Origin of the sequence: Vibrio palustris, assembly GCF_024346995.1 — a bacterium.
Classification (GTDB): Bacteria; Pseudomonadota; Gammaproteobacteria; order Enterobacterales; family Vibrionaceae; genus Vibrio; species Vibrio palustris.
This window is the reverse complement of sequence record NZ_AP024887.1, coordinates 2603058-2615798: the sequence shown is the minus strand read 5'-3', so window position 1 is coordinate 2615798 and position 12741 is coordinate 2603058. Positions and strand designations below refer to the sequence as shown.

At 44.3% G+C, this 12741-nt stretch carries 14 protein-coding genes; 8 read left to right on the top strand and 6 right to left on the bottom strand.

Annotated elements, in window-relative coordinates; all coding sequences use genetic code 11:
* Positions 1-77 precede the first annotated feature (77 nt).
* Complete coding sequence (locus OCU30_RS12205; protein ID WP_077315426.1) at positions 78-863, top strand: class I SAM-dependent methyltransferase; 786 nt, start codon at positions 78-80, stop codon at positions 861-863.
* 38 nt (positions 864-901) lie between these two features.
* Positions 902-1333, top strand: coding sequence for a hypothetical protein (locus OCU30_RS12200; protein ID WP_077315427.1), 432 nt, complete (start codon positions 902-904; stop codon positions 1331-1333).
* Between the two features lie 53 nt (positions 1334-1386).
* Here the strand turns inward: OCU30_RS12200 and OCU30_RS12195 are convergent, their stop codons facing one another.
* Positions 1387-1812 carry a universal stress protein gene (locus OCU30_RS12195; RefSeq protein WP_077315428.1) on the bottom strand — a complete coding sequence of 142 codons (426 nt, stop codon included), beginning with the start codon at positions 1810-1812 and terminating at the stop codon, positions 1387-1389.
* A 162-nt stretch (positions 1813-1974) separates the two neighbouring features.
* On the opposite strand from OCU30_RS12195, the gene ftnA reads away from it, so the two are divergent.
* The 4 genes from ftnA to gntR all read left to right on the top strand — a co-directional run bounded on the left by ftnA (position 1975) and on the right by gntR (position 5193).
* Positions 1975-2502: a non-heme ferritin gene (gene ftnA / locus OCU30_RS12190; protein WP_077315429.1), complete on the top strand. Its 528-nt coding sequence runs from the start codon at positions 1975-1977 to the stop codon at positions 2500-2502.
* Between the two features lie 64 nt (positions 2503-2566).
* On the top strand, positions 2567-2887 hold the full coding sequence (gene uspB / locus OCU30_RS12185) for a universal stress protein UspB (RefSeq protein WP_077315430.1): 321 nt from the start codon (positions 2567-2569) through the stop codon (positions 2885-2887).
* A 104-nt stretch (positions 2888-2991) separates the two neighbouring features.
* Complete coding sequence (locus tag OCU30_RS12180; RefSeq protein ID WP_077315431.1) at positions 2992-4179, top strand: BaiN/RdsA family NAD(P)/FAD-dependent oxidoreductase; 1188 nt, start codon at positions 2992-2994, stop codon at positions 4177-4179.
* Between the two features lie 6 nt (positions 4180-4185).
* Positions 4186-5193, top strand: coding sequence for a gluconate operon transcriptional repressor GntR (gene gntR, locus OCU30_RS12175; protein ID WP_077315432.1), 1008 nt, complete (start codon positions 4186-4188; stop codon positions 5191-5193).
* A 79-nt stretch (positions 5194-5272) separates the two neighbouring features.
* Here the strand turns inward: gntR and gntU are convergent, their stop codons facing one another.
* Positions 5273-6619 (bottom strand): gluconate transporter, encoded by a 1347-nt coding sequence (gene gntU / locus OCU30_RS12170; RefSeq protein WP_077315433.1) that lies wholly within the window; start codon positions 6617-6619, stop codon positions 5273-5275.
* 158 nt (positions 6620-6777) lie between these two features.
* Here gntU and OCU30_RS12165 point away from each other — a divergent pair, with 158 nt between their 5' ends.
* Together OCU30_RS12165 and OCU30_RS12160 are read left to right on the top strand one after the other, a co-directional pair.
* Positions 6778-7266: a gluconokinase gene (locus OCU30_RS12165; RefSeq protein ID WP_077315525.1), complete on the top strand. Its 489-nt coding sequence runs from the start codon at positions 6778-6780 to the stop codon at positions 7264-7266.
* Positions 7267-7368: 102 nt separating this feature from the next.
* Positions 7369-7767, top strand: a complete 399-nt coding sequence (locus tag OCU30_RS12160; protein WP_077315434.1) for a YbaN family protein — start codon at positions 7369-7371, stop codon at positions 7765-7767.
* 72 nt (positions 7768-7839) lie between these two features.
* Here the strand turns inward: OCU30_RS12160 and yjfF are convergent, their stop codons facing one another.
* The 4 genes from yjfF to ytfQ all read right to left on the bottom strand — a co-directional run bounded on the left by yjfF (position 7840) and on the right by ytfQ (position 12424).
* On the bottom strand, positions 7840-8841 hold the full coding sequence (gene yjfF, locus OCU30_RS12155; RefSeq protein ID WP_077315435.1) for a galactofuranose ABC transporter, permease protein YjfF: 1002 nt from the start codon (positions 8839-8841) through the stop codon (positions 7840-7842).
* A complete protein-coding gene (gene ytfT / locus OCU30_RS12150; RefSeq protein ID WP_077315436.1) occupies positions 8834-9859 on the bottom strand; it encodes a galactofuranose ABC transporter, ATP-binding protein YtfT in 1026 nt (341 codons plus the stop codon). Before ytfT ends, yjfF begins: the two co-directional genes overlap by 8 nt.
* A 9-nt stretch (positions 9860-9868) precedes the next feature.
* Positions 9869-11380 (bottom strand): galactofuranose ABC transporter, ATP-binding protein YtfR, encoded by a 1512-nt coding sequence (gene ytfR / locus OCU30_RS12145; protein WP_235861886.1) that lies wholly within the window; start codon positions 11378-11380, stop codon positions 9869-9871.
* A gap of 81 nt (positions 11381-11461) precedes the next feature.
* The gene (gene ytfQ, locus OCU30_RS12140) at positions 11462-12424 is read right to left on the bottom strand and encodes a galactofuranose ABC transporter, galactofuranose-binding protein YtfQ (protein ID WP_077315437.1); all 963 of its coding nucleotides are present in this window, start codon (positions 12422-12424) and stop codon (positions 11462-11464) included.
* Positions 12425-12741 lie beyond the last annotated feature (317 nt).

Genomic DNA, 12741 nt, shown 5'->3' with positions numbered 1-12741 from the left:
CGGTTGCCCTATTAATGGGTATTTATCCTAAAATCCGGTAAACTAAAGCATAGTATCAGTACGATTGGAGCATTCTTTTGCGAATACAATTATTAGCACAAGCTAAGCAGCGCGAGCCTGAGTTAACTGTCTTGGCACAGCGTTGGGGATTAACTCATGATCAAGAGAGTATTTTCGCTTTAGTCTTAACCGAAGAAAGATTAGAACTGCGTAAGTTAGACGAACCTAAGCTAGGTGCCATCGCAGTCGATTGGACGTCAGGCGCAGTGGCTCATCGTCGTAAATTTGGTGGTGGTAAAGGACAATCTATCGCGAAGGCTGTCGGATTAAATAAAGGAGCGACCCCCACCGTTCTCGATGGTACTGGAGGCCTTGGAAGAGATGCTTTTGTTCTCGCATCACTTGGTTGTCGAGTGCAGTTAGTCGAGCGTCATCCCGTCGTCGCAGCGCTACTCGATGATGGTATTGAGCGGGCAAAGCAAGATGCTGATATTGGTGATTGGGTTCGTGAGCGAGTGACTCTTTTACATGCTTCAAGTCATAGTGCTTTGGAGCAACTGATGAATGATGATACGTTTGTAAAACCTGATGTGGTGTATTTAGACCCTATGTACCCACACCCTGAGAATAAAAAGAAGTCGGCGTTAGTTAAAAAAGAAATGCGGGTGTTTCAATCGTTGGTGGGGTCTGATAGTGATGCAGATGCTTTGCTGATACCTGCTTTATCTTTAGCAACGAAACGCGTGGTGGTTAAACGCCCTGATTATGCCGAATGGTTACAAAACCGAAAGCCAACAATGGCAATTGAAACGAAGAAAAACCGCTTCGATGTCTATGTGCTCGCCTCAATGATAGACGCTTAAGTGCGAGACGGAATGTGAGATAAGCTAAGGACAAAACGATGAGTAAAACGTTATGTAAATGGCCTCGTAAAGATATCGAGAGCTCATTCGATGAGCTATGCCAAGTAATTGCCAGTCCTACTTATGTTTGCCGTAGCTGTGCACGCAGCGCTGCAGACCGCTCTTTTCTGTGCAAACCTGTAGCACTACAAGAGAGCAATGGTGTTTTGATAGATAACACCAAGGAGCAGCTAAGTGAATGGAAGAAAACAGCGCAGACAGGCGTTGTTGTCGTAGAGCCAGAAACGTCGTCAATCAAACAGACTAAAAAAGCGCTCAAGCGTCAGAAAAAAGCGACGAAGAAACTTGCCAAACTGGCGAAGCAGCAAAAAAAATGGACTAAGAAACAGAAAAAATTAGCGCGTTCGTTTCAAAAATTACAAAAACAATCCTCGCAATTTATCGAGTTGGAGACAACACCCATTCATTAGTATTCATGATGTTAAGCTGTGGTTGGTTGAGAAATACCAACCACTTCATGATGTCATTCGTTGAATGGCACAACTAAAAGATCCACCGGTGTACAGTTCATTAATTGACGAGTTGATGAAAGCAATTTGCTCCAGAAATCTTGATGATGGCCACAGACCACAAGGTCGATACTAAATTGCTCTATGGTTTCACACATCTCATTACTCAAGTCGCCACTACCGACTAAGGTATGTGTGATTGGATAATCCGCGTATTTCGCCAATTCTCGAAGTTGTTGCAGTGATGATTCCATTGAGTGGTGCTGGGTTTCGACTAAGTTTATATCGATTAAGCCCGTATATAATTCTGCGTAGTTTACATCGATATGAATAAACGAAATGCTGGCATTGAGTGGCTTAGCTAAAGACACGGCTTTATCAATAAGAATTTTACTGTCTTCAGACAAATCGACGGCAACTAAAAAATGTTGATAACTCATAATGCTATCTCCTATAGGGCAATACATTTTAGTCTAGCAGTGAATCACAGATGGATGTTGTCGACGAGATCTCAGATCGTATTCACGGCTAAACTTCACTCACATTACCATATGAACATGTTATAGTTCGATAAATAAACTATCAAAGAGTTAGGAGAGCGTATGTTAGCAAAAGCGATGATCGATGAGCTAAATGAGCAAATTAACCTAGAATTCTTCTCATCCAATCTATACTTACAGATGAGTGCTTGGTGTGAAGATAAAGGCTTCGAAGGCGCAGCAATGTTTTTACGTAAACATGCGCAAGAAGAGATGGAGCATATGCATCGTTTGTTCACTTACGTGAGTGAAACCGGTGCGCTACCTATTTTAGGCACAATTGATGCGCCAAAACATGATTACGCTGGTCTCGGTGAAGTGTTCCGTGAAACCTATGAGCACGAGCAGATGATTACTAAAAACATTAATAAGCTCGCGCACGTTGCATTCACAACGCAAGATTACTCGACGTTTAATTTTCTTCAGTGGTATGTGGCAGAGCAACACGAAGAAGAGAAATTGTTTAAAGGTGTTTTAGATAAACTTGAATTGGTTGGCGAAAACGGCCAAGCATTATTCTTTATTGATAAAGACCTTGCTGACATGGCAAAAAATAATGCGCCTTCTGTTATGGATACGCCAGCAGAGTAGATAAAGACACGCTATCACGCTCATCTTTTTCTGCCGAGTATCCGCAGGGGCTGGGGAGGAGAAGATGATCGTAGATATGTTTTTGTTTGCCTTATGTATTGTGACTATCGTCAATATAGCACGATGTTTAAGCTCATTACGTTCTTTGCTGTATGTGATGAGGCAAGCTCATCCGTTGTTGTACCAGCAAGTGGATGGGCGAGGCTTTTTCTCCGTACAAGGTAACTTTGCGAAACAAATTCGATTATATCATTACCTCAAATGCCGTGAATATCAGCAACATCACGATGAGATTTTTACGGCGAAATGCGATCGAGTTCGATACCTGTTTGCGCTCAATGTTGCGCTAGTGGCGATAACGTTTGTCACGGCAGTGATGATGTAGCGCCGGACTGGAAAAGTTTGGGTTTATCGTTAAAATAGCGATGTATTAAGGAAAGGATGTGCCCAGCACATCCTTTTTTATTTCTTTAATGGGTATAGTGAAGCATGAGTAAGAAAGTCGATGTTGTCGTAATAGGAGCCGGAGCGGCTGGGTTGATGTGTGCGGCCGAGGCGGGAAGACGAGGTCGACGAGTTCTTGTGTTAGACCATGCGAAAAAGCCAGGACGAAAAATTTTAATTTCTGGTGGGGGGCGTTGTAACTTTACCAACTACGACATAACCGCAGGTCATTTCTTATGTGGTAACCCGCACTTTGTGAAATCGGCATTATCTCAATATACCCAGTGGGATTTTATTGGCTTAGTGAGCCAATACGGTATTGATTATGAAGAGCGTGATCATGGGCAATTGTTTTGCCAAGACAGTGCCAAAGACATTGTAAAAATGTTATTAGCTGAAGTGGATCAGCCAACAATTGAACAGCAATATCAAGTGGGTGTGACTCAGATAAACGATGTTGAGAATGGTTTTTCTTTGGCGACCACACACGGTGAAATTGAATGTGAATCTTTAGTGATCGCAACCGGTGGCTTATCGATGCCTAAACTGGGTGCGACGCCATTTGGTTATAAAGTCGCGGAACAGTTTGATTTACCGATCGTTGCAACAAGTGCGGGTTTAGTTCCATTTACGTTGCACAAAGAAGACAAAGACGCGTTTGCTGAATTGTCGGGAGTCGGTGTACCGTCAGAAATAGAAGCCGAAGATGGCACCATCTTTAAAGAATCGCTGTTATTTACCCACCGCGGCCTCTCAGGCCCGGCCGTATTACAGATTTCGTCGTTTTGGAAACCCGGACAAGCCGTCAGTGTCAATCTCGTCCCGGATGTGGATATCGATGCGCTATTAACGTCTGCTTTAGAAAAGCACCCGAATCAGACGTTGAAAACGACGCTTGCCAAAGTACTGCCGAAGCGGCTGGTGGAGGTTCTGATTGAGCGTAAACTGATTACTGACAAGCCTCTTAAACAGTTCCAAGGGCGACAGCTCGCGCAAGTGAGTGGGCAGTTACAAGCGTGGAAAGTTTTACCCAATGGTACCGAAGGTTATCGAACTGCTGAGGTTACCCTCGGCGGTGTGGATACCAATGTACTGTCGTCTAAAACCATGGAATGTAAGACGGTGAAAGGCTTGTATTTCATTGGTGAAGTGATGGATGTGACCGGTTGGCTAGGGGGATATAATTTCCAGTGGGCATGGTCAAGTGGTTATGTGGCAGGTCAACGGGTTTAGGTTGCTATGAGTAAAAAGCGTCGTCCTTCTTTACAAGATGTAGCCGATCAAGTCGGCGTAACCAAAATGACGGTGAGTCGCTACTTAAAAAATGAGCAGCTCGTCTCTGAGGCCACTCGCGCTAAAATTGCACATGCGGTTGAGGTGCTGGGGTATATTCCGAATCGAGCCCCTGAGATTTTAGCGCAGTCAAAAAGTAATGCGATTGGTGTCTTGGTGCCATCGCTAACCAACCAAGTTTTTTCTGAAGTCATTCGTGGTATTGAAAAAGTAACTGAGCAACTGGGCTATCAAACCATGTTTGCGCACTATGGTTATCAGCCAGAGGTGGAAGAGGCGCGAATTGCCTCGTTACTGTCGTATAATATTGATGGCTTGCTGTTATCAGAAAGCCACCATACGGCCAGAACGATACGCATGATTGAAACGGCCGGCATTCCAGTGCTGGAAATGATGGACTCGGCTTCGCTATGCATGCAACAGTGTATTGGCTGGGATAACCGTCAGGCCGCGCAGCAGATGACGGAAGTGATGATAGCTAAAGGGCATCGACATATTGTCTATTTAGGCGCACGAATGGATGAGCGAACACGGCAAAAGATGCAAGGTTATGAGATGGCGATGCGCGCCGCAGGATTGACGCCAGCTTCCATTACGACCGATAGAGCATCATCATTTTCTTTGGGAGCCGAGCTGTTACATAAAAGTTTGGCAGATTATCCCAAGGTAGACAGTGTGTTTTGTACCAATGATGACCTAGCGGCAGGCGTGGTTTTTGAGTGTCAAAGGCAGGGGATTCATGTTCCTCATGACATGGGCGTAGCCGGGTTTCATGGACACGATGTCGGCCGTTCAATGACTCCCAAGTTGGCGAGTGTGATAACGCCAAGAGAACAAGTGGGACAATTGGCCGCGAAGGAGTTAATTGGGCGCTTACATGGTTCGCCTTGTGAACATCAAGCAATTGACCTTAGTTATCATATTGATGTCGGTGAAAGCTTACTGTCTAATTAATATCGTATCGTGCACTCATTGTATCCACATTAAGGCCCAGCATAATGCTGGGCCTTAATGTGTGTTTATTGCTCGCCTATTAGGGCAAAAACAAAGAGACGAGGATGGCGACGATAGCCCCTGTTGTACCAATAATGGTTTCCATCACTGTCCAGGTTTGGAGTGTCTGCTTTTCAGATAGGCCTAAGAAACGGTTGGCTAACCAAAAGCCTGAATCATTCACATGGGAAAGGACAATGGCCCCCCCTCCAATCGCAATAGTGACGGCAGCGAGTTGTGCCCCACCTAAGTTTAACGGCTCGAGCATCGGAGTAATCAGACCGCATGCAGTTAACATCGCCACTGTCGCTGAACCTTGAATAACACGTACAGCAGCCGCCAAAATAAAGGCAAGCACTACAATGGGTAAGCCAGTTTCTGTCAGCATATTGCCCAGCGCACCACCCACACCAGAGTCAATAAGTACCTGTTTAAATACGCCACCAGCCCCAGTCACAAGAATAATGACACCGGCTGGCTGTAGTGCACTACCACAGATTTCCATGATACGTTCTTTTGGTACGCCGCGGCGAATACCCAGCAAATAAAAAGCGAGTAGGCAGGCTAATAAAATAGCGGTAAACGGGTGACCAATTAACTGCAACCAGCCATTCAGTGTTGAATCTGGGTCAATGAAGCGAGCCACAATGGTTTTTAACCCGATGAGTAATAGCGGGAAAGCAATCATACTAATGGCAAGACCGAAGGAAGGAGCAACACCACCGACACGTTCTTGTTCCGTTGTCTGGGCATGCTCTGGCAGGTCTACGTGCACCTTTTTCGCAATGAGACTACTAAATACTGGGCCCCCGAGGATCATGGCGGGAATCGACGCTAATAAACCAATACCAATCATATAACCAAAGTTCGCATCGAGCTGTGAGGCAACCAAAATTGGGCCGGGAGCTGGGATCAAGAATGCCTGACAAGTGGCAATACCTGCCAGTAACGAGATACCAATTTTGATTACACTACCGCCACCTCGTCTAACAACGGCGAAGGCAATACCAATCAACAGAACCACCGCAACATCAAAGAATAATGGCAAAGCACAAATGAAGCCGGTAAAGGTCATCGCCCAATGCGCTTTGTTGGTACCAAAGCGGTTGAGCAGAGTGTAAGCAACTTGGTCGAGCGCGCCGGTTTCTTCCATAACACGGCCGAACATTGCACCAAGCGCGACCACGACCGCAACAAAGCCAAGGGTTCCGCCCATGCCTTTTTCAATCGTCGCGGCAATGTCTGCGGGATCCATCCCTGAGGCTAGGCCTGCAATAAAGGAGACTAAGATAAGCGCGACAACAGCATGCAGCCTTACCTTCATGACGAGAAATAGCAATAAAGCGATTGAGCCTATTGCGGTGTAAATAAGTGATAAGTCGGACATAGGGGTACCTTTTGAGGGTTTGTTAATGCGTTCACATTTCTTTTAGTTATGCGTAACATGTTACGGGTAACGTGATAGAGTGGAAATCAACAAGTTCCGGAAATGAGAGTGAGGTCAATAAAGTGACTAAAGAAAAAAAAGGTAACAGCTATCTATTTATGGGTGTATCTAGCTGTGGGAAATCATCGATTGGTGCTGAAGTCGCAAAGCGTTTGGACGCAAAATTTATTGATGGAGATGACCTACATCCCAAAGCCAATATTCTCAAAATGAAATCGGGGCAGCCATTAAATGATGATGATCGCTCACCTTGGTTAGAACGGATTAATGATGCGGCCTTTAGTATTGAAATGAAATCCGAAGAAGGCGTTATCGTATGTTCTGCATTGAAGCGTCGTTACCGCGAACAAATTCGCCAAGGTAACCAAAAAGTCACGTTTATTCATCTGCATGGTGACTTTGAATTAGTCAAACAGCGTATGCTCGAGCGTGCTGATCACTTTATGCCTGTCGAGCTACTGAAAAGTCAGTTTGATACCTTAGAGATGCCAGAATCGAGTGAACAAGATGTCGTAGAAGTTAGTATTGATGGGTCATTTGAAGACGTTGTTGAGCGGTGTATCGATGTGATTCAAGCACGGAAATAAACTGACCACACCACCTTACTGATGGATTCGAGAATACAAGTGGTTCCTAAGGGCAACCGCTTCATCTATACTCTGAGTGAATTTCTCGGGTAGGTGATAGCCATGCGGTTATGGATGTATAAGATCATTGCGGTGGTGAGTTTATTACTTGCCTTCGCAGGAGTATTACTGCCAGGTTTGCCGGCGACTGAGTTTGTGATTTTAAGTGCTTGGGCATCGGCGAAAGGTTCGCCGACCATTTATCGATTCTTGATGTCGAAACCATTCTTTCGTGACATGATTTTCAACTGGCAAAATGGCAAGATTATTTCACGTCGTAACAAATGGCTTTCTACGCTGTCGATATCTGTATGTTTTGGTATTTTGATGATTCATAATACGCCATTGTGGATTGTATTGAGTGCGTCTGGTGGGATGTTAATTGCGTTGTGCGTTATTTGGCGACGTCCAGAATCCATTGAACAAGTACAAAATAAACCTGCTTTGCCGGAGCAGAAATAAAAAGCCCCTCTGGAAAGCGGACTCAAATACCAGAGGGGAAAATTGAAAAGGCAAATAGGATTCGAGCACTGACTAGCTCGGCGCAGGAACCTTGTTATCCGAACGAGCAGTCTGTACTACTTTCCGTCTTTCACTGATCACAATCAGTAAACGCTGCATACCAATGAAGGTAAATAATAAAATCCCCACAATGATTTTGGTCCACCATGAGCTTAATGTACCGTCAAAGGTGATATAGGTTTGGATCAACCCCTGGATGAGTACCCCAAAAAGAGAGCCAAATACGGTACCAACCCCACCAGATAATAACGTCCCGCCAATCACCACAGCAGCAATGGCATCGAGCTCAACTCCGACTGCGGCCAGTGGATAACCTGCTGAGGTATAAATAGAAAATACAATCCCAGCCAGTGAAGCTAAAAGCGTTGATAAGGTATAAATACCAATCGTCGTCATTCTTACTGAAATACCCATAAGTGACGCTGAAGTAGGGTTGCCTCCCACGGCATAAACGTTATTACCAAAGCGTGTACGGTGGGCTAATAGCATGCCGATGGCAACGACAACTAACATAATAATGGCGATTAAACTTAGGCGACCCCCGCCCCAGATATGCCATGAGGCGCGCGATAACGCGTGGAATGTCGGATGCTCAATGGGAATGGACTGCTCCGAAATCAGAAAGCTTGTCCCACGTAAAAAGAACATCCCCGCCAATGTGACGATGAAGGAGGGAATCTTGAGTGTATCGATGATCCATCCCATGAACGCCCCAAATAAGGCGCCAGCAAGCAAGGTGATCAACATCGCCGTATATGGATGAATACCATGGCTAATCAAGGTCGCCATGAGCACGCCGGTAAAAGCAATCACAGACCCTACGGATAAATCAATGCCACCCGATAAGATAACAAAGGTCATGCCGACGGCAAGAATGCCGAGGAAGGCATTATCGGTCAGGATGTTACAGATAACCCGAGTGGTCATGAATGCGGGGAATTCCAACATACAAAGAAAGTAGCCAATCAGGAAAACACTGATGGTAATAAACAGTGGGAAATGACGTTTAATCATTCTTCATTCTCCCTTTAATAGCGCGAATCACAGCCGGAGATTGCAACACCAGCACAATGAGTACCACGATGGCTTTCACGATTTGATTCCATTGTGGTTGATAACCAGATAATAGAATGCCCGTATTAATACTTTGGATGATATAAGCGCCAATGAGAGCGGTGAATAAGTTAAAACGGCCCCCCATGAGTGATGTGCCGCCAATGACCACCGCTAAGATGGCATCCATTTCTAGCCACAAACCCGCGTTATTCGCATCGGCGCCTTGAATATCGGCGGCGACAACGATGCCTGCAATTGAAGCCATGATGCCACTCACGACATACACAGACATCACTATTGCAGGGGTGTGAATGCCAGCATTTTTGGCGGCTTTAATATTGATACCAACCGACTCTATGAATAAGCCAAGCGCCGTTTTTTTGGTAAGCAACCAAATTGCGAGGGCGGCAAATACCATAAGCCATACTGGGGTTGGAAGGTATAAAAATGAGCCACTCCCTAGCCAAGATAAAGTGTCGTTGGTAAAGGTAATCACTTGTCCTTTCGTGATGAGCTGAGCAATGCCTCGCCCGGCGACCATCAAAATAAGCGTGGCAACAATGGGCTGAATTTTGAATACAGCCACTAAGAACCCGTTCCATAGTCCACATGCGGCGCCAGAAGCTACTGCGCATATTAAGATAAAACTAGGTTCGTAGCCTTGTGAGGCTAAGCTTGCCATCACAGCGCCACTAATTGCCATGACTGCACCGACCGAGAGATCAATTCCCCCAGTTGCGATGACTAGTGTCATACCAATGGTTAGTAGGGCAACGGGAGCACCACGATTTAAAATATCGATGGTACTACCAAACAAGCGCCCATCCTGAATATTGATAGAGAAAAAGTTGTCTGCGATAAGGCTATTGACGATCAGTAATAGCACCAATGCCGCTAATTGTGGCGTCCCCTTCGGCATATGAAATGATCGTTTCTTATGCGATCCGGATTCAGACGTAGGATTTAAAACACTCATAATATCGCCTTAATTTGCTATCGCTTGCATGATGGCTGGGACAGAAAGTTCTTCAGAAGAAATTTCAGCGACTTGCTTGCGATCTTTTAATACCATGACTCGATCGGCATACCCGGTGAGTTCTTCGAGCTCTGATGAAATGACTAATAACGCGAGGCCATCAGCACAGAGACTTTCTATTAAACGAATGATTTCTGCGTGTGCCCCGACATCAATACCGCGGGTAGGCTCATCGAGAATCAAGAATTTCGGTTTGGTCAGTAGCCATCGTGCAAGTAAGACTTTTTGTTGGTTACCGCCTGAAAGGAATTCGATCGGTTGTTCGATATTGGGGGTTTTAATCGCGAGCTGTTTAACAAAGCGTTCCGCGATTTCTGCCTGCTCCTTGGTTGAAAGAGGCTTGAACCAACCACGTTGTGCCTGTAGCGCTAATATGATGTTTTCACGGACTGAAGCTGCGCCAATGATACCATCAGTTTTACGATCTTCTGGACAGTACCCAAGACCGAGGTGTGAGGCTTGGCGTGCACTTTTTATAGAGACAGGCTTGCCATGCAATTGACACTCGCCAGAGTCACTAGGTTGTATCCCAAAGATGACTTGTGCGGTTTCTGTTCGGCCTGAGCCGAGTAGTCCGGCTAAGCCGACAATTTCCCCAGCATGAATTTCCATATCAAAGGGGTCTATGGTGCCTTTCTTGCCAAAGTCTGATAGCTTAATAACTGAGTTACCTTGCCATTTGGTTTTGCCCGCACGCTGCATAGCGTTACCGTCAAGTTCGTGACCGAGCATCATTTGCACGAGTTCAATTTGCGGTAACTCTGCTGTTTCACGAGTTCCCACCAATTGACCGTTACGTAATACAGTAATGCGGTCGCTGACTTCATACACTTGATCGAGAAAGTGCGTGATAAACACGAGGCTGACACCCTGTTGTTTAAGATCACGCATGATATCAAACAGCATTTTCACTTCATTGCCATCTAAGCTGGCGGTAGGCTCATCTAATATCAGAATCTTCGCAGACATTGAAATCGCCCGCGCAATAGCGATGACTTGCTGTATTGCAACGGAAAATTGATTGAGAGGTAAGCTGACATCAATGTTCAAACCATAGCTTTCCACAATCTCTTGCGCTTTAATAGCCATCGTTTTTCTATCGACAAAGCCGAATTTTTTCGGCTCGTGCCCAATGAATAAATTATCCATAATGGACATATTGGGGAGAAGGTTAACCTCTTGATATACGGTACCAATTCCCAGTTGTTGCGCATCGGCAGTGCTTTGTGGCGAGACAGTTTGCCCCTCCAACCGAATGTCACCAGAGTCCTTTTGATAAACACCAGTCAGTGTTTTGACTAAAGTTGATTTACCCGCACCGTTTTCACCTAAAAGTGCCATTATTTCGCCTTTACGTAGCGAAAAGTCGACATTTTCTAAGGCTTTTACACCGGGGAAAAATTTGCAAATGCGTTTTGCATCGAGCAATAAATCAGTGTGTGACGTTTCTGTAGACATCATTCTTCACTCCGTTGTGATACCCATACTCAAGGGAGTATGGGTATAGAACTTTCCTAGTAACCTTTACGTTAATAAAGTCGCTTAATAACCAAGGTTTTCTTTGAGTTTTAGTTCTTTGTCGGCATCTTTAGGCAAGAATAATGTTGATTTTGTCACTATTTTTTTCGGTGGAGTAATGCCTTTTTCTTTATAAGCAACCAGCGCATCAAAAGCAGGGCCTGCCATATTTGGTGTTAATTCAACAGTGGCGTTACTTTCACCTTTTTTCATTGCTTTGAAAATATCAGGAACCGCATCGATAGAGACGATTAAAATATCTTTTCCAGGTTGTAAACCTGCTTCTTTTATTGCTTGAATGGCACCAATTGCCATATCGTCGTTATGTGAAAAAACGGCACAAATATTCTTTCCATCATTTTCGGCTTTAATAAAACTCTCCATGACTTCTTTACCTTTACTACGAGTAAATTCGCCAGATTGAGTTCGAACAATGTGGATGTTTTTCGTATTTTCTATCGCTTCGTGGAAACCTTTTTTACGATCGAGAGCGACGCTTGCGCCAACCGTCCCTTGCAGCTCGACGACGTCACAGTTTTTACGATCTTTCACTTTACTGATTAGCCAGTCTCCAGCCACTTTGCCTTCCAAGACGTTGTCAGCGGTAATCGCCGTCATATAAAGAGACTTATCTTTGACACTGATGCCACGGTCAAGAAGAAAAACGGGAATGTCATAATCTTTGGCTTCTTCTAGGACAGGGCCCCAACCAGTTTGTACCACAGGCGCAATAAAAATCGCATCGACGCCTTGTGCAATAAATGAGCGTACTGCTTTGATTTGGTTTTCTTGTTTTTGTTGAGCATCGGATATTTTTAAGTTGATGTCTCGTTTGGCTGCTTCAGTTTTGGCAACAGACGTTTCTGCCGCTCTCCAACCTGATTCAGACCCTATTTGCGAAAAACCTACAGTAAGGGATTGCGCCATAAGCGAACCAGACATCAATAATGAACTGATTGCTACAGCTGTAGAAAGTTTTTTAAACATATTGATGTTCCTATTTTTGTTAACGGATTTATTTCACGGATTTAAATTAAAATATATATCTATTATTAGTATGCGTTAGAAAGCATATATTTATAATTATTTCAGGTAGTCGAGATTAATCACATAACATTTTTAGTAGCGGAATTATCCATTTTAATAGCAAGTATTTTTACATCTTGTTCACAAAAAAATAGGATTGATTTATTTTTGATATTAAAATAAATATTTAATTTAATTATAGAAATAAATAATGAAGAATAATTGATATAAAAAAAGAGCCTAAATATTATTTAGGCTCTGTAAAATAAAAAGACGGG